Source organism: Enterobacter cloacae complex sp. FDA-CDC-AR_0164, assembly GCF_003071645.1.
In the GTDB taxonomy this organism is placed as follows: Bacteria; Pseudomonadota; Gammaproteobacteria; order Enterobacterales; family Enterobacteriaceae; genus Enterobacter; species Enterobacter ludwigii.
Genome location: NZ_CP028950.1, coordinates 1,455,292 through 1,480,044 on the forward strand (window position 1 = coordinate 1,455,292; position 24,753 = coordinate 1,480,044).

Consider the following 24,753-nt stretch of genomic DNA (forward strand, 5'->3'; position numbering starts at 1 on the left):
TAGGGTACAGAGGTAAGATGTTCTATCTTTCAGACCTTTTACTTCACGTAATCGGATTTGGCTGAATATTTTAGCCGCCCCAGTCAGTAATGACTGGGGCGTTTTTTATTGCGGCAAAGAAAAATCCAGGCAAAAAAAAGCGCGGACATCGCCGCGCTCGATATTACTCTTCTTCCGCTTCCGTCGCGGGTTCCAGCTCGTTGAACCAGCTATCGAGCTTCTGACGCAGCTTGTCGACACCCTGCTTTTTCAGCGAGGAGAACGGCTCCACCTGTACGTCGCCGTTAAAAGCCAGCACCGCTTCGCGAACCATATTCACCTGCGCTTTACGCGCGCCGCTCGCCAGTTTATCCGCTTTAGTCAGCAGTACCAGCACGGCTATCTCACTTGAGACAGCCCAGTCGATCATCTGCTGATCAAGATCTTTCAGGGGATGGCGGATATCCATCAGCACCACCAGACCTTTCAGGCACTGGCGTTTTTCCAGGTATTCACCCAGCGCGCGCTGCCATTTGATCTTCATCTCTTCCGGTACTTGCGCGTAACCATATCCCGGTAAGTCGACCAGGCGTTTGCCTTCTGCCACTTCAAACAGGTTAATCAGCTGAGTACGGCCAGGTGTTTTTGAGGTACGCGCCAGGCTCTTCTGATTGGTCAGCGTATTCAGGGCGCTGGATTTCCCCGCGTTAGAGCGGCCAGCAAAAGCCACTTCAATGCCAGTATCAGAAGGAAGGTGGCGGATATCGGGCGCACTGGTGACAAAATGCGTCTGTTGGTAGTTCCAGGTAGTCACGTGGTCGTCTCCAAAATCGTAATCTGAGGGGGATTATACCTGAATGCCGGCAAAAGACTTTTTTGATTGCACAGTGCCTGTAGGTTAAAACCCTGGCGGTTGTGAGAGATTGGCTATGAATACTATGGGAGATTTCAGAGAATTCGCAGGCGTTAAAAAAGCCAAATTGTTTTAAATCATAAGCTTATTCTCGGGTAATTATCTGAAAATCCGTTTTTGTGCCGTTTCGTTGCTTGTCAGTTTAACTGAACAGGGTAAAGTGTGCGTCAGGGCGAGGAAGCCAACAGGAAACAGACTTAAGGATTAGGGTCAGGAGCGCCAGGAGGCGAAGACGCAGGATTGTCAGGATGACCAACGCCTGGAGGCGTTTTAACAGGAAACGGAACCGTATCATGGACGGTATTAGCCAAGGGATAAACAGGGTTTGTTGTTGGCAAACACGGAATGTCTGACCCGTTAAGGGTTGTGAGTCAGGAAAAAAGGCGACAGATTGCTCTGTCGCCTTTTTTCTTTGCTTGCTTTCTGCTAGATTTCGCCGCAATTCTATACTGAAGAAAACGACTTAAAGATAAAACATCATGAAAAAACCGACCTCCGCTGCGGGCGCTAAACGCCCTGCAAAAGCACACCGCAAAACGCGCGAAGAACTGAACCAGGAATCGCGCGATCGCAAACGCGATAAAAAACATCGCGGTCATGCTGCGGGTAGCCGTGCAAACGGTGGTGATGCTTCTGGCGCTTCTGCGAAAAACAAGCAGCAGAAAGACCCACGTATTGGCAGTAAAACACCTGTTCCACTGGGCGTGACAGACACCCCGGTCACTAAGCAGCACAAACCAAAGAGCGAGAAACCTATGCTTTCACCGCAGGCTGAGCTGGATTTGCTGGAGAACGATGAGCGCCTGGACGCGCTGCTGGAACGTCTTGAAGAGGGTGAAACCCTGACCGCCGAAGAGCAGTCATGGGTTGATGCCAAACTGGACCGCATTGATGAGCTGATGCAGAAGCTGGGTCTGTCTTACGACGATGACGAAGACGAAGAAGAAGACGAAAAGCAGGAAGATATGATGCGTCTTCTGAAGGGTGGAAACTAACATTTGCATCCGGCAGGGACGATAGTCCTGCTAATAACCCTTCCGGTTATATGTTATCTGGTGTGGTTATTCGTTAAACTACGGCGGTTGTCGCGGCGACAGAAGTGGCTGCGCACCCGAGTGATGGCCCGCGATGGGGCCAGAACGGGCCGCCGTATGCGAACGCGACACCAACGGAAGGAGTGAGCATGTCTGTACCAACTATCGACTGGGATTTGGCCCTAATCCAGAAATATAACTATTCCGGGCCGCGTTATACGTCATACCCCACCGCGCTGGAGTTCTCCGATAGTTTCGGCGAAGCGGCGTTTCAGCAGGCTGTCGCACGCTACCATGAGCGTCCGCTGTCGCTCTATGTCCATATTCCGTTCTGCCACAAGCTCTGCTACTTCTGCGGCTGCAATAAAATCGTTACCCGTCAGCAACATAAAGCCGATCAGTATCTGGATGCGCTGGAGCAGGAAATTCTGCACCGTGCCCCACTGTTTGCCGGCCGTCACGTCAGCCAGCTTCACTGGGGTGGGGGGACGCCAACGTATCTGAATAAAGCGCAGATCAGCCGTTTAATGACGCTCCTGCGCAACAACTTCCGTTTTAACGACGATGCTGAAATCTCGATCGAGGTCGATCCGCGCGAAATTGAGCTGGATGTACTGGATCACTTACGCGCTGAAGGTTTCAATCGCCTGAGCATGGGCGTGCAGGACTTCAACAAAGAGGTGCAGCGGCTGGTGAACCGTGAGCAGGATGAGGAGTTTATCTTTGCCTTACTCAACCACGCCCGCGATATCGGCTTTACGTCGACCAATATCGACCTGATTTACGGCCTGCCTAAGCAAACGCCGGAGAGCTTCGCCTTCACGCTGAAACGCGTGGCCGAACTCAACCCGGACCGCCTGAGCGTCTTTAACTATGCGCATCTGCCGACGCTGTTTGCCGCTCAGCGCAAAATCAAAGATGCCGACCTGCCTTCTGCCCAACAGAAGCTGGATATTCTGCAGGAAACCATCGCCTCGCTGACCGAAGCCGGTTATCAGTTCATCGGCATGGATCACTTTGCTCGTCCGGATGACGAGCTGGCTATTGCCCAGCGCGAAGGCGTACTGCATCGAAATTTCCAGGGCTACACCACCCAGGGCGACACCGATTTGCTGGGGATGGGCGTCTCCGCCATCAGCATGATCGGTGACTGCTACGCGCAGAACCAGAAAGAGCTGAAGCTTTACTATCAGCAGGTAGATGACGCGGGCAACGCGCTGTGGCGCGGTATCGCGTTAACGCGCGATGACTGCATCCGTCGTGACGTGATTAAGGCGCTCATCTGTAACTTCCGTCTTGATTTCAGCGAGGTGGAAGCGCAATGGGATCTGCATTTCAGCGATTACTTTGCTGATGACCTGAAGCTGTTAGCGCCTCTGGCAAAAGATGGGCTGGTGGATGTTTCAGAACGTGCAATTGACGTGACACCCAAAGGGCGCCTGTTGATTCGTAATATCTGCATGTGCTTCGACGCCTATCTGCGTCAGAAAGCGCGTCTGCAGCAGTTCTCACGCGTCATTTAAGACGTGCCAACATATTTGGCCGGGTAAGGCGAAGCCGCTACCCGGCTTTTTTGTTAGCGACTCTCTAGCTAAACAGCCCAACCAGCGCCGCGCACAGCACAGCAGCAACGGCTGTTTGTGGCGTGTGGCTTTCAGCTGCTCCACTTGAGAGCATATTCACTAATGTTTCCAGCATGATGATTACCCTCACTTTCCGGGCACGATCATACAAAAATCATTGATACAGTAAAGCGCAAAATAGCAGCAATTTGCTCTCAATTAATAACCTTTACACAAGGGTAAAGATCACTCCATGCCCAGCTCTTTCAGCTTACGCGTCAGGGTATTACGTCCCCATCCCAGCAGGCGTGCCGCTTCCTGCTTATGGCCCTGTGTATGGCGGAGTGCGGTGGTCAACAGCGTGCGCTCCATCTCGGGCTGGGCTTCAGACAGCAAGTTTTGATGACCGGAACGCAGCGCGCGATCGGCCCACTGTGCCAGCAGCGTCGCCCAGCTGTCCGGCAATGCATGTCCGGTGCTGCTTTCTGGCGCAGTCGCTTCAAACAGTTCAGCCGGTAAATCCTGAATCAGGACTTCCTGTCCGGCGGCCATTACGGTCAACCAGCGACAGGTGTTTTCCAGCTGACGCACGTTGCCCGGCCATGCCAGGCGGGTGAGGGCGGCATCGGTTTCCGGGTGCAGCTGCTTGGCTTCCACGCCCAGCTCGCGGGCAGCGACCTGCAGAAAATGGCGCGCCAGGCGGGGAATATCTTCACGGCGTTCACGTAGCGGTGGCAAATGAACGCGGATCACGTTCAGGCGATGGAATAAATCCTCACGGAATTTACCTTCCTGGACGCGCTGCTCCAGATTCTGGTGCGTCGCGGCAATAATGCGTACATCGACCTTCACCGGCGCATAGCCACCTACGCGATAAAACTGTCCGTCGGCCAACACGCGCAGCAAACGGGTCTGGACATCCAGCGGCATATCGCCGATTTCATCCAGGAAGAGTGTTCCACCGTCAGCCTGTTCGAAGCGACCCTGGCGAATGGTATTCGCGCCGGTAAAAGCCCCTTTCTCATGGCCAAACAGTTCGGATTCAATTAAATCCTTTGGGATGGCGGCCATATTTAGAGCGATAAACGGTGCTTTTGCCCGCGGGCTGTGGCGATGTAAGGCATGCGCTACCAGCTCTTTACCGGTTCCCGATTCACCGTTAATCAGTACGCTGATGGACGAGCGTGACAGACGGCCAATGATACGAAACACATCCTGCATGGCTGGCGCTTCGCCAATGATGTCCGTCGTGGGCCCGAAGTCAGGCGTGTGACGAGGCTGCTGCTGCTCCTGGTAGTGGCTGATCGCGCGCTCAACCAGGGCGACCGCTTCGTCGATATCAAACGGTTTGGGCAGGTAATCGAACGCCCCTTGCTGATAGGCGCTCACCGCGGCGTCCAGATCGGAATGCGCCGTCATTATGATGACCGGAAGCATAGGATGGCGTTGTTTGATCTGCTTTAAAAGCGCCAGCCCGTCCATTCCCGGCATGCGAATATCCGAAAGCAGCACATCCGGCGTTTTGGTGGTGAGTGCGTCGAGCACTTCGCTGCCGCTCTCAAACGTCGTGCAGCTTAATCCTGCCCCTGTGAGCGCGCGTTCAAGCACCCAACGGATGGAGCTATCGTCATCGACTACCCAGACTATCCCTCGTTGCATAAACGTCACCTTTATTTTTTAATCGGCAGGAAAACCGAAAACTCGGTATGTCCCGGCCAACTGGTAAATTCAATTTTTCCAGAGTGTTGATCGATCAAACTACGGGCAATGGATAACCCCAGGCCGGTACCGCCTTCGCGACCGCTGACCATCGGGTAGAACAGGGTGTCCTGAAGATGCGACGGAATACCCGGCCCGTTGTCCTCAACGTCGATGCGAGCAGCCAGACGATAGCGCACGCCGTGCAGTGTGAGCTGGAACGCGGTGCGGGTGCGCAAAATAATTTCGCCCCCTTCCGGCCCCAGCGCCTGCAGGGCATTACGCACAATATTCAGCAAGACCTGCTCAATCTGATCCGGGTCGTGCGCCAGTTCCGGCAGGCTTGGGTCGTAGTCACGGACCAGCGTGACGTTCTCCGGCAGCTCCATCGAGACGAGTTTCACAACCCGCTCAGCTACTTTATGAATACTTTCTGAGACATGCATGCCGGGCTGTTGTGGCCCGAGCAGACGGTCAACCAGGTTACGCAGGCGGTCTGCCTGCTCAATAATGACGTTGGTGTACTCCGCCAGCGCAGGGTCGGGCAGCGCTTTGGTCAGGAGTTGTGCCGCACCGCGTAAGCCACCCAGCGGGTTCTTGATTTCATGCGCCAGGCCTCGCACCAGGTCACGGGCGGCAATTTGCTGAGCATGCTGAAGTTGTTCCTGGCTCAGGCGGCGCTGATTATCCATCGGCGCCATTTCAAGCAGGATCAGCCCTTCTGGAAGCCGTTGTGCGGTAAGCGATAAAATATGTGAGCGCCCGTCGATCACCAGCGTGACTTCGTTATCGGTAAAGCCCTGACCGGCCTGCAGACTTTCCTGCATCAGGCCAATATTCAGCGAGAAATAGCTCAATAATTCCGGAAGCGGGGTGCCAAACAGTTTGCGTGAGCTCTGGGCGAGCAGCTGCTGCGCCGCCGGGTTGGCGTAATGTACGGCCAGCTCGTCGTCGACCAGCAAAATACTGTTAATTAAAGAATTGAGGATCTGCCCAGCATCGGGCAGCGTGCCAGTTGCCATTCAGCAGTCTCCTGGAGTTGGTTGCACTAATTTAGTGCAGTATAGCTTTTTCGTCGTAAAAAGCGCGTGAAATCAGTTTGTTGGTGGAGAAAAAAGCCCATCCGGAGATGGGCTGAAAGTTTCCACGGCAACAAATAAAAGCTTGTGAGATCGCGCGTAAAAGGGCGCGCGAAACTCATTGAAACTTAAACGCTGTAGTACAGTTCGAACTCAACCGGGTGTGGCGTCATACGCACACGGTCGTTCTCTTCAGTACGCAGGGCGATGTAAGCATCGATAGCGTCGTCAGTGAACACGCCACCCGCAGTCAGGAACTCGCGGTCTGCGTCCAGCGCCTGCAGGGCTTCTTCCAGAGAGCCTGCAACCTGTGGGATCTCTTTCGCTTCTTCTGGCGGCAGGTCGTACAGGTTTTTGTCCATGGCTTCGCCTGGGTGGATCTTGTTCTTGATACCGTCCAGACCCGCCATCAGCAGTGCTGCGAAGCACAGGTATGGGTTAGCAGCTGGATCCGGGAAGCGAACTTCGATACGACGCGCTTTAGGAGACGCTACCACAGGGATACGGATAGAAGCAGAACGGTTACGCGCAGAGTACGCCAGCATTACCGGTGCTTCGTAGCCTGGGACCAGACGCTTGTAGGAGTTAGTGGTTGGGTTCGCCAGGGCGTTGATCGCTTTAGCGTGTTTGATTACGCCGCCAATGTAATACAGAGCCTGCTCAGACAGACCGGCATATTTGTCGCCAGAGAACAGGTTGGTTCCGTTCTTGGACAGAGACATGTGGCAGTGCATACCGGAACCGTTATCGCCAAACATTGGTTTTGGCATGAAGGTCGCGGTTTTACCGAAACGGTGCGCAACGTTGTGCACAACGTATTTGTAGATCTGAATTTCGTCTGCTTTTTTGGTCATGGTGTTGAAGCGGGTTGCCACTTCGTTCTGACCCGCAGTCGCCACTTCGTGGTGGTGAGCTTCAACCACCAGGCCCATCTCTTCCATAACCAGACACATGGTGGAACGGATGTCCTGAGCGGAGTCGACCGGAGGAACCGGGAAGTAACCGCCTTTAACGCCAGGACGGTGACCTTTGTTACCACCTTCGTATTTGGTGGAGGAGTTCCATGCACCTTCGATATCGTCGATGGCAACGTGGGAGCCAGAAATAGAGGCACCGAAACGGATGTCATCAAACAGGAAGAATTCTGGCTCTGGCCCGAACAGTACGGTGTCTGCGATACCGGTTGAACGCAGGTACTCTTCAGCGCGTTTCGCGATGGAGCGTGGGTCGCGGTCGTAGCCCTGCAGTGTGCCTGGCTCGAGGATGTCGCAACGGATGATCAGGGTTGGTTCTTCGAAGAACGGATCAATGACCGCAGTGGAAGCGTCAGGCATCAGAACCATGTCAGATTCGTTGATACCTTTCCAGCCGCCAATGGAGGAGCCGTCAAACATTTTGCCTTCTTCAAAGAATTCGGCGTTTACCTGATGAGCAGGAATAGTGACGTGCTGTTCTTTACCTTTGGTATCGGTGAAGCGCAGATCAACAAACTTCACTTCATGTTCGTTCAGCATCGTCAAAACGTGTTCAGCGGACATACTTAACTCTCCAGATTGGTCATTGTCGTCGTGGTAACGAGGTCTTCAATTTCTGTCTTGGGCTGGCTGTGTGCCATTTTTTTGCCGTATTTTTATAAAGCGAAATCTGTGCCAACTTTTAAAACACCCCAAAAAGGCGTTATCATGCGCACCATAGTGCAAAAGTGCTGCACCACAATGGTTATGTTGCACCAGTATAGTGCTTCAGTGTGAACACTGAGCACCATATTGGTGCAATTTTCGTTAAAGTGCCCTTTTTACGCTCCGTGAAAGCGATCACAAAGCATCTCTGCAATACTTGTTTGCGGGGGATGTTTGTGATCCTGTTTTGTAGTGCGATTAATCCGTGTACAATAACGCGCTATTTCTAATGCCTGAGGCAAAGTTGTGATCGAAAATTTGCGTAACATCGCCATCATCGCGCACGTCGACCATGGTAAAACCACCCTGGTTGATAAGCTGCTGCAGCAGTCCGGTACGTTTGATGCTCGTGCCGAAACTCAAGAGCGTGTGATGGACTCCAACGATTTGGAGAAAGAGCGTGGGATTACTATCCTCGCGAAAAACACCGCTATCAAATGGAATGACTACCGTATCAACATCGTTGATACCCCAGGGCACGCCGACTTCGGTGGTGAAGTTGAGCGCGTGATGTCCATGGTGGATTCCGTGCTGCTGGTGGTTGACGCATTTGACGGCCCAATGCCGCAAACGCGCTTCGTGACCAAAAAAGCATTTGCCCATGGCCTGAAACCTATTGTTGTTATCAACAAGGTTGACCGTCCGGGCGCGCGTCCTGACTGGGTTGTTGATCAGGTGTTCGACCTGTTCGTTAACCTCGACGCGACCGACGAGCAGCTGGACTTCCCTATCATTTACGCTTCGGCGCTGAATGGTATCGCGGGTCTGGATCACGAAAATATGGCGGAAGACATGACTCCGCTGTATCAGGCGATTGTCGATCACGTACCGGCTCCGGATGTTGATCTTGATGGTCCGCTGCAGATGCAGATCTCCCAGCTGGACTACAACAACTACGTTGGCGTTATCGGTATCGGCCGCATCAAACGCGGTAAAGTGAAGCCGAACCAGCAGGTTACTATCATCGATAGCGAAGGCAAAACCCGTAACGGTAAAGTGGGCAAAGTGCTGACTCACCTGGGTCTGGAGCGTATCGACAGCGAACTGGCTGAAGCGGGCGACATCATCGCGATTACCGGTCTGGGCGAGCTGAACATCTCTGACACCATCTGCGACCCGCAGAATGTGGAAGCGCTGCCAGCCCTGTCCGTTGATGAACCAACGGTAACCATGTTCTTCAACGTCAACACCTCTCCGTTCTGTGGCAAAGAAGGTAAATTCGTTACCTCTCGTCAGATCCTTGACCGCCTGAACAAAGAGCTGGTGCACAACGTTGCGCTGCGCGTTGAAGAAACTCAGGATGCTGACGCATTCCGCGTTTCTGGTCGTGGTGAGCTGCACCTGTCTGTTCTGATCGAAAACATGCGTCGTGAAGGTTTCGAAATGGCGGTTTCCCGTCCGAAAGTTATCTTCCGCGAAATCGACGGCCGTAAACAAGAGCCGTTCGAGAACGTAACGCTGGACGTTGAAGAGCAGCATCAGGGTTCTGTTATGCAGGCTCTGGGTGAGCGTAAAGGCGACCTGAAAAACATGAATCCAGATGGCAAAGGCCGCGTACGTCTCGACTACGTGATCCCAAGCCGTGGTCTGATCGGTTTCCGTTCAGAGTTCATGACCATGACGTCCGGTACCGGTCTGCTGTACTCCACCTTCAGCCACTACGACGACGTGCGTCCGGGTGAAGTTGGTCAGCGTAACAACGGCGTTCTGATCTCCAACGGTCAGGGTAAAGCGGTTGCGTTTGCGCTGTTCGGTCTGCAGGATCGCGGTAAGCTGTTCCTGGGTCACGGTGCTGAAGTTTATGAAGGCCAGATCATCGGTATTCACAGTCGTTCTAACGACCTGACTGTAAACTGCCTGACCGGTAAGAAACTGACCAACATGCGTGCGTCCGGTACTGACGAAGCAACGGTTCTGGTTCCACCGATCAAGATGACCCTGGAGCAAGCTCTGGAGTTCATCGATGACGACGAACTGGTAGAAGTGACCCCACTGTCTATCCGTATCCGTAAACGTCACCTGACCGAGAACGATCGTAAACGTGCAATGCGCGGTGCGAAAGAAGAGTAATACGGTCAATCCGTAGGCCGGGTAAGCGCATGCGCCACCCGGCACGTAAAAAGCCGCTGAGCGATCAGCGGCTTTTTTTATTATCAGAACGAATACCTTAACCCCAGGCGGATACGGTACTGCTCGCGGTTGTAATCATTCCATCTGTCCAGCCACTGAAGCTCGAGATAGGGCAGCCAGTTTTTATCGATTTTATAGCTAAATTTGTGGGTGATTTCCCAGTGATGGTCTTTGCCATTTTTGCTGTGGTAATCGTTCACGCGCTGGAAAAAATGCGGTTCAAAGGTATAGAAAAACGCATCCGTGACCTTGAAATTCCAGTAGTTAGCGAATTCGTGGGTGTCGTTTTTATCCATCTGGCCATTGTAGTCCGGCGTATCGTAATTGTTGTGGTTATAGCGATAACGGAAGGTCAGGTTAAACCAGTCGAGAAATTTATAATTGGTATCCAGATAGATAGCGCCTCCGGACCCGGCGCTGCTGTCATTCAGTAAACCGCCAGGCTGAAAGGTGAGTTTATCGGTCGGTTTAAAAAGCGGATACCACCCTTCAATTTCGTTATAGCTGTGCTTAAGTTCGTCCCATTTGCCCACGTTATAGGCGTTAGTGAACATCAGCCCCGCGCCGTTATCGAAGTTATAGCCGGCACGCAGGATCACTTCGTGCAGTTCAGAGGCCGTATTATAGGCTTCGCGCGTTTCGACATAGGCGCTGGCAACTGCCGAGCAGGACACAGACGACACAACCAGTGCAGTAACGATTCTTTTCATAATCAGTCCATGTATGAGGTACAGAAAGGCCCCCCTCCTGTTACACAGGAAGGGAATCAGGGCCGGATTTATTGTTATAAAGTGACTGCTGACGCTTTATTGTTGGTGGTTAACTCAGGGGGTTTTGCGGGTTGTTTTTTCCGTTTTCCAATCTCCTCAATAATAAAGGCGAAGCGTGCTTCGTTGAGTTTATAAAAGAGTCCCATGGTTATCGCGGCAACGATCGCCAGGCCGCACGGCCAGAGAAAAATTAGCTGACGGAGCCCCAGTAGCGTGCCCGGACTCTGCACGGCATGTGGAATGTAGCCAATCTGCGTCAACATAATGCCCGGCAGGAAACCGGCGAGGGCGGCGGAGATTTTGCGCGAGAAGGTATAACCGGTATAAACCGACCCTTCGGCGCGAATGCCTGTTTTCCACTCGCCATAATCCACGGTATCGGGCACCAGCGCCCAGTTGAGGCTGTTTACGAATGCCGTACCGAAAAAGGCCATGCAGGAAAAGAGCACAAAGAGCAGGGAGCTGGTTCCCCAGAGGAAGTTCATCACGTCGCCCACGGCCCACAGCGTCAGCCCGCCAAGGTAGACCGGCTTCTTGCCGAAGCGCTTAACCGCGCCAGGCACCAGAAACACGCCAACCAGAATGCAGCCCATACTGAAAAAACCCATCCACGACAGCAGATGCAGATCGTTTAGCACGTACTGGGTGTAGTAGACCTGAATCGCCAGTTTGATATTAAACGCAGCGAGGGTGCAGAGGTTGGCGATACACAACACCAGCAACGGCGGGTTGCGGAAAATGGCACAGAAGGATTTCAGGATGCCGGGCTTATGATGATCGGGCGTAACCTCCACATAGCGCTCTTTCACACCGCTGTAGCACCACCACATGCAGAACAGACCGCCGGTGACGAACACCAGTGCGGCCACCAGATAGCCGAGAGAGGGCTGGCTGACAAACAGCGCCTGGATTGGCATAAACCCCACGGTACAGAGCAATAAACCAACCGTTGCGCCGCCCTGGCGCCAGGCCGCAAGCTGCGCCCGCTCGTTCGGATTTTTAGTGATGGCGGGAACCATCGCGCCGTAAGAGCAGTTCATCAGGCTATAACAGAGGCCAAACATCATGAAGAGCAGGGTGGCAATAGCGGTTTTCACCGTCAGGCTAAAATCGGTGGCCACAAACTGCGCCGTGGCCACCAGGGCAACCGGCACCGAGGCATAAAGAATAAACGGCCTGAATTTGCCTCTGGCACCGATGTTACGCCGCGAATCCAGCAACACCCCGGTCAGCATGTCGGTGAATGCGGTAAAGAACTTCGCCACCAGGAAAATAATGCCGCCATAAAAAGCGGGCATGCCCAGTTCATCAGTATAAAACTTCAGCAGATACAGCGTGCCAATACAGAGCATCAGGTTAGAGCCAAAATCGCCCATCCCGTAGGCGCACTTTTCGCGCAGGCTCAGCTTCAGGATTAACGGATCACTCTTGTGTGTCATGGTCGATCCTCACAGCGCCCCGCAGGGCGCTCTCTCAAGTCAGTTATGCTGTACGTTTGCGCAGTTCAATTTCTTCCACGATGCGCACATACATCTTCTCGTTGAGGTTGTAGAAACAGCCCATCGCCACGATGGTGATGACGGCCAGCAGACTGGGGTAGATAAATATCAGTTGCCGCAGCCCTTCAACCGTTCCGGCGGATTGCACCACGTTTGGCACATAGCCGATTTGCGTGAGCATGATGCCGGGGAAGAAGCCGGCCAGCGCCTGTGAGACCTTCCGGAAGAAGGTAAAGCCGGTATAGACCGTCCCTTCGGATCGCACGCCGGTACGCCACTCGCCGTACTCCACGGTATCGGACACCAGCGCCCAGTTGAGGCTGTTCACAAAGGCTGAGCCGAAGAAGGCCAGACAGGAGAACGCCACAAAGCTCACCGAACCACCGCCAAAGAAGTAGTTGAGCAGGTCGCCTGCCACCCAAATCAGCAGCCCGCTGATATAGACCTTTTTCTTGCCGAAGCGACGCACCGCGCCGGGCATCATAAAGACGCCGATAAAAATGCAGCCCATGCTGAAAAAGCCCATGTAGGACAACAGAATAGGGTCGTTCAGCACGTACTGCGTGTAGTAAACCTGAATGGCGAGCTTGACGTTAAAGGCCCCCAGCGTGCACAGATTGGCGATGCAGAGAATAAACAGCGGTCGGTTACCGGCGATGGCGCGAAACGACTGCAGCAGGCCGGGCTTCTGGGCTGGATTGGCGGGCTGCATCTCAACGTAACGCTCGGTCACGCCCTTATAGCACCACCACATAAAGAACAGCCCGAACAGAGAGAAGAGGGTCGCGGCAAAGATATACCCAAGCTGGTCATTGCCTTCAATCAGGTTCATTACCGGCACAAACCCGACGGTACAGAGCAGCAGGCCAAGCGTGGCGCCGCCCTGACGCCAGGCGGCCAGCGAAGCGCGCTCGTCCGGGTTTTTGGTAATGGCCGGCACCATCGCACCGTAGGAGCAGTTCATCATGCTGAAGAACAGGCCGTAAAGCATGAACAGCACGGTCGCCATCACCGTTTTGCCGGTGATTTCAAACGGCGTGCCGACAAAGTTTGCGATGGCCAGTAACGTCACCGGGAACGCCGCATACAGCACGAACGGGCGGAATTTGCCCTTAGGACCGATCTTGCGTCGGGAATCGAGTATGATACCCGTGCCCATATCGGTGAAGGCGGTGAAGAACTTGGCAATCAGGAAGATGATCCCGCCGTAGGTACCAGGCAGGCCAAGAACGTCGGTGTAGAACTTCAGCAGATACAACGTGCCGATATCCAGAAGGATGTTAGAGCCGAGATCGCCCATCCCGTAGGCGAGTTTCTCTTTAAACGGCAGGCGTAGCGTTGCCGGATCGGAAGCGTGTTGACGCATTATTGTTCTCCATCTGCCCGCAGGTTTCCCCGCGGGCGAGCCTTATCAGATATGACGTAAGGTGCTAAACAGGTCTGCCCATTCGCTTTGCTGGCGATAAAACACCGGCGGTTTGCCGAGCGGAGCGTCAACGGTGATGTCACCGCCCTCATGCGTTTCACCCGTCCAGGCATTCACCCAGGTGTCCTCAGGCAAATAGAGCGTCCAGTCACGACGGCCTTCTTCATGGACCGGTGCCACCAGCAGATCGCGGCCAAACAGATACTGGTATTTCAGCGTGTAGCTGCGCGCATCGTTTTCGTAATGCAGGAACAGCGGACGCATCACCGGCAGGCCGCTTTTCGCGTTCTGCGCAACGGCGGCTTTGATGTAGGGCTTCAGGGTAGTGAAGACGGTCGTCATACGCGCAAAGTGGGCGATGGTTTCGCCGTCGCCATCAAACTGCCAGTTATCGCCAGGGCGGTTGCCCTCGTGGGTACGCATCATCGGTGTGAAGGCGCTGAAGTCGCACCAGCGCAGCAGCAGCTCTTTGCTGCGTTTCATCTCAAACAGCGTGGTATAACCGCCGATGTCGCTGTGATGCAGCCCGTGCCCGGTCATTGCCAGTGAGAGTGCCGCAGGAACCACTGACGCCAGACCGTCGTCCAGGCTCCAGTCGACGTTCTGATCGCCGGCCCACATCATCACCGAGTGTTTCTGGCTGCCGGTATAACCCGCGCGCATAAAGAACAGGATCTCGCCGAGCTTGCCGGTCTCTTCCAGCGCCTCGTAGTTACATTTCGCCCATAGCGCAGGCCAGGCGTTGTGCATGATTTCCGCGCTCACGCCGTTGTGCAGGAAGGTATCAGTCGGCAAATATTCACCAAAATCAGCCATCCAGCCGCCACAGCCCAGCGCTATCAGGTTCTTTTTGATGACCTCTTTGTACCAGTCGTAGGCTTCCGGATTCGTCAGGTCGATAACGCCCGCGTAGAACTCGCCGAACTCGACGTGATAGTCCTGCCCGTCGGCGTTTTTGGTCAGATAGCCGCGTTTCGCCGCCTCTTCACAGAGGTCTCTGTCGCTGGCCACGTAAGGGTTGATATAGGAGAGGAACTGCACGCCTTCCTGCTTCCACTGCGGGATACGTGTATCCAGCTGCGGATACAGATCGCTGTTCCACTTCCAGTTCCACATCACGCGTTTGCCAAAGGAGGTCATCCGGATGCCGGACCAGTCCTGCGCCCAGATACCGTTCACCTTCACTCCGCCGTTGCGCATGGTGTCGAGCTTTTGCTGGCACACGTCGGTGCCGCCCTGAACGCCCAGCGTTACCCCGTCGTAAACCCAGTCCGGCAGTTCGGGCTGACGACCCAGTAACCCGGTCAGTTTTTCCAGCAGATCGACATACGATTGCGCGCATTCGAAGCGCAGCGTGGCGTTATCCTCCCAGAAGGCCAGCTCGTGGAACCCCGGCGCGCTGAAGTCGAAATTCATATAACAGCTGTTATCCACGTGGCAGTAGTACTTCTGGGTACTCACAAAGGTGGGTTGCGGGAAGAAGGTCCAGTAGTAATCGCCGCCCGCGTTCTCTTTGCAGTCTGCCTGCCAGGTGACGTAGGTCTGCTTATTACGGCCCACGCCCTGCTCGCTGGTCCACAACGGGAACGGCTTGCCGCGCAGGTCGAAGTAGGAGAACTGCTCTCCGCAACCATAGATATGATCCTCGGGCTGGGCCGCCAGCCGCAGCCAGATGCGGTTATGGCAGGTGGCATCATTTTTGAGTTTCAGCTCCAGGCGTCCTTCGGCATCCACACCCACCAGTAGCGTGGCGCTGACGGCGTCACCCCGGGTAAAGCGAATCGCCCAGCCCGCATTTTGCGGCGCGACGGTGGCCTCGGTCAGGGCAATTTTTTCATTAAGTTTGTCTTTGATGCTGAAGTTGCCGCGAAACATCTCGATATCGGCTTCACCTGCGCCGATCCACAGGCACGGGGTGTCGGCGGTGTGGGACAGAATCAGACGATCCTGCCAGCTCAGGGTGAAACCATGTTCACTGCTTTTAAGAATAATATTGTGTAGGGTACGCATAAGATCTCCGTTTTTATTATTTGGCCTGGCTATCCAGTAATCCGGCGGCAACGGCCGGGGCTAACCCTGGCGCCAGCGGTAAGCGAGGGATCACCAGGCAATGCAGCAGATGATAAATATCCTGCTTGCCGTCCCAGACTTTGGTGGTCACTTCGTTATGGATATCCAGCTCCTGCCACCATGAACCGTTCTCGTAGTCGATCAGGTATTTGATGCAGTAATCCCACCATTTCTGATACCAGGCTTCGTACTGCGCCTCGCCGGTGACGGTATAGAGCGCATAGGCCGTTCCCATCGCTTCGACAATCGGCCAGCGCACGCGCTCGCGAACGATGGGTTTACCGTCCCAGCCAACGGAATAGACAAAACCGTCGGCACCATCGGGTGCCCAGGCGTCGCGGATTGTGGCGTGGAACAACCCTTTTGCATCTTCCAGCAGCCATGCGGGTGGTGTTTCAAAACGCGCTTCCAGCGCAGCGCGCAGGTGCAGCATCAGGCGGCCCCACTCGATCCAGTGGCCTGGCGTACCGCCGTAGGCGCGAAAACGGTGAGCGGGGTTATCAATGTTGTAATCGCGGATGGGGTTCCACTGTGTATCGAAATGCTCATTAACCCGGTACTCGCCCTTGCGTGCCACGTCGTGAATGATCACCGAGGCAATGCGCAGGGCGCGGTCGAGCCATTTACGGTCATGCGTCACGTCATACACAATCAGGAAGGCTTCGACAGCGTGCATATTGGCGTTGCCGCCACGGTACTCTTCGGTTTTGCTGAAGGCCTCATCCCAGGATTCCAGGCACATCTGTTCCTGTTCGCTCCAGAAATAACGCTCAATCACCTCAATGGCATCGTCCAGTAACTTGCGAGCCTGCGGATGGCCGGTGGTGACGGCGCTGGCCGCGCCCAGCAAAACAAAGAAGTGCTGATAGCCCTGCTTGGAGGCATCCATAACGCCTTCATCGTTAATACAGGCGTACCAGCCGCCATATTGCGGGTCACGCAGCGGACCATTCAGGGCGTTGATGCCATGCTCCACCAGGGCATATGCGCCGGGACGCCCCATGTTTGCCGCCACGGCATAAACGTGCAGCATACGGGCGGTGATCCACAGATGCGTGCCCATATCGCTGCGCACCTGACCGTTATTGCCCAGCCAGCCAAAGCCGGTCGGCACGGCGGCGTTTTTACCGAAATCGAGAATGCGGTCAGTCTCTTGTTCAAGCCAGCGGTTATGGCTCAGGGTGTTAAACCATTTCATGTTCGGGTCCTTTTTTAACGGCGAGCCATCATTTCGTCGACGATCTCACCCAAACGCTGCAGTTTCGGCACAGAAATATCACGGAGCATCAGTTCCGTGTCCGGCAGGCCAATCACTGATGACCAGACGGCGCGGCCGGCTAAAAAGCCGGATGCACCCGCCTGCATCGCAACACGCACCGCCCTTGGGAACAACTTATCGTCCACGCCGGATGAGAGGATCACCCACGGCATGGCGATGTTCTCGTTCAGTTTTTGCGAGGCAGTCAGCAATTCCTGCTGAGAGCCTTTGCCGAACAGGGGCATCTCCACTTTGTAAAGGTCAGCTCCGCTGTCTCCCAGCTCTTTTGCCGCGTCGATAATGGCCTGTTCACGATTAAACGTCGCGCCGCGACGCGGCGGGCGGACTACCGGCTCAATAATGCTGAGCAGTCCATTGTTATGGCACAGCTGATTGAACGCCTTCACCATCTCCAGACGCTGCTGCGGATCTTCGTCGCTACGCCACAGCACCAGTAGCTTCAGCGCTTTACCGCCATCGCGCCTGACCGCCTGGGCATCAACGTTTTTATCGATGACGACGCTGTCAACGGGGATCCCGTTCCCCGGAATAAATTCGTCTGCTGCCACAATCATCGCGCAGTTTTTGGCAACGGCCTGTTGCTCTACGATCTGCTGGTAGCAAAACTGCTGATCGACAAGAATGGCGGAGGCATACGGCGACAGAATTTTGGCCGCGTTGACCTTAAAGTCGGTGAGATGCCGATCGGTGACCGGCACCGGTGCGCCCGCCGCAGCAAACATCAGGCGCATCGCTTCGCGCTGGTCAACGGCCAGCATCGCAAAACCGCCGGAAGGTCGGGTGATATCTTTCAGGGTGTACATCGTCATTCCTCAGTCCTTTCGTATCAGTGTGTTTTTTTCAGCCCGGCGGATGCGCGAACTTGTTCAAGAATGGCTGTCCAGTCTTCGCGCCCGCGTCCGGCGGCCCGCGCCTGGTTGTAGACTTCACGGGAGGCCGCGCCCAGCGGCATCGGGATGTGGAGCTGGTTTGCCACGTCCAGCGCGATCCCCAGATCTTTATGCGCGAGGTCGATCATAAAGGCCGGTGTAAGATCGCCTTTGAGCACCTTGTTAGGCCATGAGGTGGTGAAGTGGCCTTTGCCTGCTGGCGTACCGCTCATAACGCTGAGCGCCACATCGAAAGAGAGGCCGAGGGCTTCACACAGCACGGCGGCTTCAGCGGACAGCGCGTTCAGGGCAATGCTCATGTAGTTGTTAATAAGCTTCACGCGGATGCCCATGCCTGGCCCACCTGCGTTTATCAGTTCATTGCCCATCGCCATCAACACCGGCGTGGCACGTTCAACCTGCTGCGCGGTGCCGCCAGCCAGAAGGAGTAATGTTCCGGCGACGGCATGGTCCGATGTGCGTCCGACAGGCACATCCATCATGCTGAAACCACGTTCAGCCATGTCGTGGATCAGGGCATCGGTCTGTAGCGGGTGAATGGTGGACATATCAATGACCAGCGCTTCGCGGGATAACCCTTCGCAGACGCCCTGCTCACCAAACAAGACTGTGCGAACCAGGTCTCCGTTTGGCAGCATGGTGATGACAAATTCGGCCTCCTTTACTGCCTGTGCAGGCGTGGCTGCAGCCAGGGCTCCACGCGCCACCGGGGCCTGTATCGCCTGTGGGTTTACATCAAAAACGTGAAGCTGGTGGCCCTGTTTAAGCAGATTCGTTGCCATAGGCGCACCCATCTGTCCTAACCCGATAAAGGCAATTGCTGACATGCTTCTCTCCTGTCACATCGTGTCAATTATTGAGCGTTTGTGTTGTCTGTTTTTGATCGTATTTGTAATTTATAGTCAAAAAATTGACAGGGGTCACTTTTTAAACATTTCGTGAAATTAAAATGAGAGCATCAGAAAACGCAGAAGGAATCACCATGACTCGCATCGTTTGTGTCGGCATTACCGTGCTGGATCGCATCTGGTATCTCGATGATTTACCGAAAGAAGGTGGCAAATATGTCGCAAAAGACTATACGGAGGTGGGCGGCGGTCCAGCGGCGACTGCGGCGGTGGCGGCAGCGAAACTGGGGGCTGAGGTGGACTTTATTGGCCGGGTGGGTGATGACGATACCGGCAGAAGACTGCTCGCGGAGCTGGAGTCCCTGGGGGTAAACACGCGCTATACGCGGATGGTGAAAGGAGCCCGTTCATCGCAATCGGCCGTGCTGGTGGATGGCCACGGGGAGCGTGTTATTGCTAACTACCCCAGCCCCGATCTCCCGACTACAGCGGCATGGTTGCAGGATATCGATTTTTCGCAATGGGATATCGTATTAGCCGACGTGCGCTGGCACGAAGGGGCTAAACAGGCGTTCACCCTTGCCCGCCAGCAGGGCGTCAGCACGCTGCTTGATGCCGATGTCACCCCGCAGGACATTGCTGAACTGGTCGCCTTAAGCGATCACGCGGCCTTCTCCGCGCCGGGTTTGCGGCGTTTAAGCCAGCTGGACGATACGGAAAACGCGCTGAGAAAAGCACAAACGCTCACAAATGGACATGTCTACGTCACGCAAGGGCGTGAAGGGTGTTACTGGCTGGAGCAGGGCGCGCTTCGTCATCAGCCGGGATTTGCGGTCGACGTGGTGGATACCACAGGTGCAGGGGATGTCTTTCACGGCGCGCTGGCGGTGAGTCTGGCGCAGCAGGGGGCGTCACCAGACGCGGTACGTTTCGCGAGCGCGGTTGCGGCACTGAAATGTACCCGGCCCGGCGGACGGGCGGGTATACCTGACTGTGATCAAATCCGCTCTTTTTTGTCACTTTTTGTATAAAATGCGGGGCGTGATGGTTTTCAGAGGACAGCCCATGAGCCTTACCGAACTGACCGGCAACCCGCGGCACGATCAACTGCTTACGTTGATTGCTGACCGCGGCTATATGAACATTGATGAACTGGCGCAACTGCTGGACGTCTCAACGCAAACCGTGCGCCGGGATATCCGCAAGCTGAGTGAGCAGGGGCTGATCACGCGTCATCATGGCGGCGCGGGCAGGGCATCCAGCGTGGTGAACACCGCATTTGAGCAACGTGAAGTCTCCTTGACCGAAGAGAAGCGGGCCATTGCCGAAGCGATTGCCGACTACATTCCCGATGGTTCAACCATCTTCATTACTATCGGGACGACGGTGGAGCACGTTGCCCGGGCGCTGCTCAACCATAATCATCTGCGCATCATCACCAACAGCCTGCGGGTGGCGCATATTCTGTATAAGAACCCGCGCTTTGAAGTGATGGTGCCTGGCGGTACGCTGCGTCCGCATAACGGAGGCATTATCGGGCCTGCAGCGACGGCGTTCGTGTCAGGCTTCCGTGCCGATTACCTGGTGACCAGCGTCGGAGCAATTGAACACGACGGCGCGATGATGGAGTTTGACGTTAATGAAGCCAGCGTGGTGAAAACCATGATGGCCCACGCGCGACATATTTTACTGGCGGCCGATCATACGAAATACCACGCCTCTGCTGCCGTTGAAATTGGTAACGTGTCGCAGGCAACCGCGCTCTTCACCGATGAGCTACCGGGATCTGCGCTGCACAATCATCTCAAATCCAGCAAGGTTGAAGTCGTTGAGGTGAATTCAGGCGACGAACAGCAGGCAGGCTAACCCTTCTTAATGGCCCGATATTCAGGCTCGGGCCTTTCCTTTCTGTAAGCTGAATCTGGCGCATAGCCAAACCTTATCTTTCCCGCTACAGTTACTTTTCCACGGCGAGCAGGAGATAAAAAATGCTTTATATCTTTGACTTAGGAAATGTAATCGTCGATATCGATTTTAATCGGGTGCTGGGCGCATGGAGCGACTTTAGCCGTGTCCCGCTGGCGACGTTAAAGCAGAGTTTCGCCATGGGCGAGACCTTCCATCAGCACGAGCGCGGCGAAATTAGCGATGAAGAATTTGCTGAACGTCTGTGTCATGAAATGGATGTGCCGTTAAGTTACGAGCAGTTTTCCCATGGCTGGCAGGCAGTATTCGTCGCGATCCGCCCGGACGTGATCGCCATTATGCATAAACTCCGCGAGCAGGGGCATCGGGTTGTGGTGCTGTCGAATACTAACCGTCTGCATACCACGTTCTGGCCTGACGAGTATCCTGAGGTGCAGGCGGCGGCCGATAAAATCTACCTCTCCCAGGAGATGGGGATGCGTAAACCCGAAGCGCGTATCTATCAGGCGGTTCTGCAGGCGGAAGGATTCACCGCGGCCGATGCGGTCTTTTTCGACGACAATGCCGATAATATAGAGGGAGCTAACCAGTTGGGTATCACGTCAATTCTGGTGACCGGAAAGGAGACGATACCAAACTATTTTGCGAAGCAGTTATGCTAAAAACCGTTCATCAAAAAGCCACGCATCATACTCGTCCGCTCAGGGCGTGGCTGAAACTGCTCTGGCATCGCATTGATGAGGACAACATGACCACGCTAGCGGGTAACCTCGCCTACGTGTCACTGCTCTCGCTTGTGCCGCTGGTGGCCGTCATTTTTGCGCTATTTTCCGCTTTTCCAATGTTTGCAGATGTCAGCCTGCAGCTTCGCCACTTTGTCTTTGCGAATTTTATTCCCGCCACCGGGGACGTCATACAGAACTACATTGAACAGTTTGTCGCTAACTCCAGCAAAATGACGGCGGTTGGGGCGTGTGGCCTGATCGTCACGGCGCTGTTATTGATGTACGCCATAGATAACGCGCTGAATGCCATCTGGCGGAGTAAAAAGGCGCGGCCCAAGGTTTATTCCTTTGCGGTGTACTGGATGATCTTAACGCTGGGGCCCTTGCTGGCCGGAGCGAGTCTGGCTATCAGTTCGTATCTGCTTTCGCTGCGCTGGGCCAGCGATCTCAACGGCGTTATCGATAACCTGTTGCGTATCTTCCCGCTGATTTTATCGTGGCTCTCTTTCTGGCTGCTTTACAGCGTGGTACCGACCACGCGCGTGCCTAACCGCGATGCGGTCGTGGGCGCGCTGGTCGCGGCATTGCTCTTTGAACTGGGCAAAAAAGGGTTTGCCCTTTACATCACCATGTTCCCGTCTTATCAGCTGATTTACGGCGTGCTGGCGGTGATCCCCATTTTATTTGTCTGGGTCTACTGGACCTGGTGTATCGTCTTGCTTGGTGCCGAAATAACTGTCACTCTCGGCGTATACCGCGAACTTAAAAAAGCAGCAGAAGCTGAAAAACAACAAGAAGCAGACCAACCATGATTGCATTGATACAGCGCGTAACCCGTGCCAGCGTCACCGTGGAGGGAGAGGTGACGGGTGAAATTGGCCCAGGACTTTTAGTGTTGTTAGGTGTCGAAAAGGATGATGACGAACAGAAAGCCAACCGCTTGTGCGAGCGCGTGCTGGGCTACCGCATTTTCAGCGATGCGGAAGGTAAGATGAACCTGAACGTTCAGCAGGCGGGTGGCAGCGTGCTGGTGGTCTCCCAGTTTACGCTGGCGGCCGATACCGAGCGCGGCATGCGCCCGGGTTTCTCTAAAGGTGCCGCACCGGATCGTGCAGAAGCCCTTTACGAGTACTTTGTGGCGCGTTGTCGTCAACAGGACATGAATACGCAAACCGGACGATTCGCTGCAGATATGCAGGTATCGCTGGTGAACGATGGCCCCGTCACATTCTGGCTCCAGGTATGAGCCAACTGGCGGCGTGGCCGCGGGTAACAAGAGAGAGTACAGCTATGTATCACCTTCGAGTACCGCAAACGGAAGAAGAGTTAGAAGCCTATTACCAGTTCCGCTGGGAAATGTTACGCAAGCCATTACATCAGCCAAAAGGGTCTGAGCGCGACGCCTGGGATGCGATGGCCCATCACCAGATGGTGATGGACGAAGAGGGTAACCTCGTCGCCGTCGGGCGTTTGTACATCAATGCCGATAACGAAGCTTCAATCCGCTTTATGGCGGTTCATCCTTCCGTGCAGGATAAAGGCCTCGGCACCTTGATGGCGATGACCCTTGAGTCCGTCGCCCGTCAGGAAGGGGTTAAGCGCGTCACCTGTAGTGCCCGCGAAGACGCCGTCGAATTCTTCGCCAAACTCGGTTTTGTTAACCAGGGGGAAATCACCGCCCCGCAAACCACGCCGATTCGTCACTTTTTGATGATCAAACCCATCGCTACGCTGGATGATATTCTCCATCGCGCCGACTGGTGTGGGCAGCTCCAGCAGGCCTGGTATCAGCACATTCCCCTGAGTGAAAAAATGGGCGTGCGTATTCAGCAGTACACCGGGCAAAAATTCATTACCACCATGCCGGAAATCGGCAATCAGAACCCCCATCACACCCTGTTTGCCGGCAGCCTGTTTTCACTCGCCACGCTGACCGGCTGGGGGCTAATCTGGCTGATGCTCCGCGAACGCCATCTTGGCGGCACCATTATTCTGGCCGATGCCCATATTCGTTACAGCGCGCCGATCAGTGGTAAGCCGAGCGCCGTTGCCGATTTGGGCGCACTTGGGGGCGATCTCGACCGCCTGGCGCGCGGGCGTAAAGCGCGCGTACAGATGCGCGTTGAGCTGTTCGGCGATGAAACGCCGGGTGCCGTCTTTGAAGGTACCTACATCGTTCTTCCTGCGAAGCCGTTTGGCGCGTTTGAAGAGGGTGGAAACGAAGAAGAGTAGGCTCCGGCGTCCCGGCATGATTGCCGGGCTAATTCCCCGCGCCGATCCGTCTGGCAATATCCCTCAGAAGATCGCGCGCAGACGGGCTGACCCCGCCAAGCTGGAAAAATCCATGGATAACCCCCAGCCACCGCTGAGCCGTACACGTGACGCCTTGCTCAGTCAGGCGCTGATATAGCGCCTCACCTTCGTCGCAAAGCGGATCAAACTCGGCAGTAATGATGTGCACGGGAGGCAGGCCGCTAAAATCCTTTCGCCAGAGCGGGCTCGCTTCAGGATGCTGGCGTTCCGTGTTGGCCAGATAGAGCTCATATCCGCTCAGCAGCGTATCGCGGGTGATGACGTAATCCGCGCCATTACGGGTATAGCTTTCAAAAGAGGCCGTGGCATCCAGCATCGGGTAGATAAGAATGAGCTGAGCAGGCTGCCAGAGTCCGGAAGACGTGAGCCGCAGAGCCGTCACCAGTGCCAGATGGCCTCCCGCGCTGTCCCCGCACAGGGTGATACGGTTTTTATCCACGCCAAACATATCCGCGTATTGCCAGATCAGATGTGCGCCTCTTTCTGCATCATCATGGGCGGCAGGGTAGGTATGTTCAGGAGCAAGTCTGTACTGGATCGCAATGACGCGGCAGTTGCCATAAAACGCTAACTGGCGCAGTTGATTATCGTGAGTATCGAAGCCGCCGCTGATAAAGCATCCCCCATGGTAGTAAATAACGGTCGGCAGCTTTTCAGCAGCATCTGGCGGAGAGAAGACGCGATATGTGATGCCTTCGAGGTTCAGCGTCTCTACGTCAACGCGCGTTTCTGTCTCACCGGCAAGCGCCGTGCTGGCAATATAGCCTGCTCTCCGGTCATCAATACTTTGGCTACGCGCAGAAGGACGTCCTGCTGCGATGAACGCCTGAACCAGCGTATCAATCCCTTTTTCGAGTGCCATGTGGGTCCCTTTAATCTGTATGAATATACAGTGTTATAACTCAGTTTGTTGTCGAGTGAAACAGGGAAAAC

At 54.9% G+C, this 24,753-nt stretch carries 23 protein-coding genes; 10 read left to right on the plus strand and 13 right to left on the minus strand.

What is annotated here, in order from left to right; translation table 11 throughout:
- Positions 1-17 precede the first annotated feature (17 nt).
- Positions 18-65, plus strand: a complete 48-nt coding sequence (locus AM410_RS24330) for a spot 42 RNA, inhibition of DNA synthesis (protein WP_071892919.1) — start codon at positions 18-20, stop codon at positions 63-65.
- 98 nt (positions 66-163) lie between these two features.
- Here the strand turns inward: AM410_RS24330 and yihA are convergent, their stop codons facing one another.
- The gene (gene yihA / locus AM410_RS07085) at positions 164-793 is read right to left on the minus strand and encodes a ribosome biogenesis GTP-binding protein YihA/YsxC (protein WP_014172255.1); all 630 of its coding nucleotides are present in this window, start codon (positions 791-793) and stop codon (positions 164-166) included.
- 578 nt (positions 794-1,371) lie between these two features.
- Between yihA and yihI the strand changes: the two genes are divergently transcribed.
- Positions 1,372-1,887: a Der GTPase-activating protein YihI gene (gene yihI / locus AM410_RS07090; protein ID WP_014172254.1), complete on the plus strand. Its 516-nt coding sequence runs from the start codon at positions 1,372-1,374 to the stop codon at positions 1,885-1,887.
- A 188-nt stretch (positions 1,888-2,075) separates the two neighbouring features.
- Positions 2,076-3,449: an oxygen-independent coproporphyrinogen III oxidase gene (gene hemN, locus AM410_RS07100; RefSeq protein ID WP_108647668.1), complete on the plus strand. Its 1,374-nt coding sequence runs from the start codon at positions 2,076-2,078 to the stop codon at positions 3,447-3,449.
- Between the two features lie 64 nt (positions 3,450-3,513).
- On the opposite strand, the gene AM410_RS07105 is transcribed toward hemN, so the two are convergent.
- The 4 genes from AM410_RS07105 to glnA form a co-directional block, all read right to left on the minus strand.
- The gene (locus tag AM410_RS07105; protein ID WP_032670298.1) at positions 3,514-3,624 is read right to left on the minus strand and encodes a YshB family small membrane protein; all 111 of its coding nucleotides are present in this window, start codon (positions 3,622-3,624) and stop codon (positions 3,514-3,516) included.
- A 110-nt stretch (positions 3,625-3,734) separates the two neighbouring features.
- Positions 3,735-5,147, minus strand: a complete 1,413-nt coding sequence (gene glnG, locus AM410_RS07110; RefSeq protein ID WP_020883985.1) for a nitrogen regulation protein NR(I) — start codon at positions 5,145-5,147, stop codon at positions 3,735-3,737.
- Between the two features lie 11 nt (positions 5,148-5,158).
- Positions 5,159-6,208 carry a nitrogen regulation protein NR(II) gene (gene glnL, locus AM410_RS07115; RefSeq protein ID WP_014172250.1) on the minus strand — a complete coding sequence of 350 codons (1,050 nt, stop codon included), beginning with the start codon at positions 6,206-6,208 and terminating at the stop codon, positions 5,159-5,161.
- Positions 6,209-6,393: 185 nt separating this feature from the next.
- Positions 6,394-7,803 (minus strand): glutamate--ammonia ligase, encoded by a 1,410-nt coding sequence (gene glnA / locus AM410_RS07125; RefSeq protein ID WP_014172249.1) that lies wholly within the window; start codon positions 7,801-7,803, stop codon positions 6,394-6,396.
- A gap of 387 nt (positions 7,804-8,190) precedes the next feature.
- Between glnA and typA the strand changes: the two genes are divergently transcribed.
- Complete coding sequence (gene typA / locus AM410_RS07135; RefSeq protein WP_014172248.1) at positions 8,191-10,014, plus strand: ribosome-dependent GTPase TypA; 1,824 nt, start codon at positions 8,191-8,193, stop codon at positions 10,012-10,014.
- An 83-nt stretch (positions 10,015-10,097) separates the two neighbouring features.
- On the opposite strand, the gene ompL is transcribed toward typA, so the two are convergent.
- The 7 genes from ompL to yihU form a co-directional block, all read right to left on the minus strand.
- Positions 10,098-10,784 (minus strand): porin OmpL, encoded by a 687-nt coding sequence (gene ompL / locus AM410_RS07140; RefSeq protein WP_032680058.1) that lies wholly within the window; start codon positions 10,782-10,784, stop codon positions 10,098-10,100.
- A 74-nt stretch (positions 10,785-10,858) separates the two neighbouring features.
- Positions 10,859-12,283 carry an MFS transporter gene (locus AM410_RS07145; protein ID WP_050737756.1) on the minus strand — a complete coding sequence of 475 codons (1,425 nt, stop codon included), beginning with the start codon at positions 12,281-12,283 and terminating at the stop codon, positions 10,859-10,861.
- A 43-nt stretch (positions 12,284-12,326) separates the two neighbouring features.
- On the minus strand, positions 12,327-13,709 hold the full coding sequence (locus AM410_RS07150) for an MFS transporter (protein ID WP_050737755.1): 1,383 nt from the start codon (positions 13,707-13,709) through the stop codon (positions 12,327-12,329).
- 45 nt (positions 13,710-13,754) lie between these two features.
- Entirely contained in the window at positions 13,755-15,779 is a 2,025-nt protein-coding gene (locus tag AM410_RS07155; RefSeq protein WP_050737754.1) for an alpha-glucosidase, read from the minus strand.
- 16 nt (positions 15,780-15,795) lie between these two features.
- Positions 15,796-17,037 (minus strand): sulfoquinovose isomerase, encoded by a 1,242-nt coding sequence (gene yihS / locus AM410_RS07160; protein ID WP_014172243.1) that lies wholly within the window; start codon positions 17,035-17,037, stop codon positions 15,796-15,798.
- A gap of 14 nt (positions 17,038-17,051) precedes the next feature.
- Positions 17,052-17,927, minus strand: a complete 876-nt coding sequence (yihT, locus tag AM410_RS07165; protein ID WP_083599703.1) for a sulfofructosephosphate aldolase — start codon at positions 17,925-17,927, stop codon at positions 17,052-17,054.
- Positions 17,928-17,944: 17 nt separating this feature from the next.
- Positions 17,945-18,835, minus strand: coding sequence for a sulfolactaldehyde 3-reductase (gene yihU / locus AM410_RS07170; RefSeq protein ID WP_073397752.1), 891 nt, complete (start codon positions 18,833-18,835; stop codon positions 17,945-17,947).
- Positions 18,836-18,990: 155 nt separating this feature from the next.
- On the opposite strand from yihU, the gene AM410_RS07175 reads away from it, so the two are divergent.
- From AM410_RS07175 to fabY, 6 genes are all read left to right on the plus strand, one after another.
- Positions 18,991-19,887, plus strand: coding sequence for a sugar kinase (locus AM410_RS07175; protein WP_083599704.1), 897 nt, complete (start codon positions 18,991-18,993; stop codon positions 19,885-19,887).
- A 34-nt stretch (positions 19,888-19,921) separates the two neighbouring features.
- Positions 19,922-20,722, plus strand: a complete 801-nt coding sequence (locus AM410_RS07180; RefSeq protein WP_032679260.1) for a DeoR/GlpR family DNA-binding transcription regulator — start codon at positions 19,922-19,924, stop codon at positions 20,720-20,722.
- A gap of 122 nt (positions 20,723-20,844) precedes the next feature.
- A complete protein-coding gene (yihX, locus tag AM410_RS07185) occupies positions 20,845-21,444 on the plus strand; it encodes a glucose-1-phosphatase (protein ID WP_014172238.1) in 600 nt (199 codons plus the stop codon).
- Positions 21,438-22,319 (plus strand): virulence factor BrkB family protein, encoded by an 882-nt coding sequence (locus AM410_RS07190; protein ID WP_014172237.1) that lies wholly within the window; start codon positions 21,438-21,440, stop codon positions 22,317-22,319. Before yihX ends, AM410_RS07190 begins: the two co-directional genes overlap by 7 nt.
- Entirely contained in the window at positions 22,316-22,753 is a 438-nt protein-coding gene (gene dtd, locus AM410_RS07195; protein ID WP_020883977.1) for a D-aminoacyl-tRNA deacylase, read from the plus strand. Before AM410_RS07190 ends, dtd begins: the two co-directional genes overlap by 4 nt.
- A 44-nt stretch (positions 22,754-22,797) precedes the next feature.
- Entirely contained in the window at positions 22,798-23,739 is a 942-nt protein-coding gene (gene fabY, locus AM410_RS07200) for a fatty acid biosynthesis protein FabY (protein WP_020883976.1), read from the plus strand.
- A gap of 28 nt (positions 23,740-23,767) precedes the next feature.
- On the opposite strand, the gene AM410_RS07205 is transcribed toward fabY, so the two are convergent.
- Positions 23,768-24,682 (minus strand): alpha/beta hydrolase, encoded by a 915-nt coding sequence (locus tag AM410_RS07205; protein ID WP_086533035.1) that lies wholly within the window; start codon positions 24,680-24,682, stop codon positions 23,768-23,770.
- Positions 24,683-24,753 lie beyond the last annotated feature (71 nt).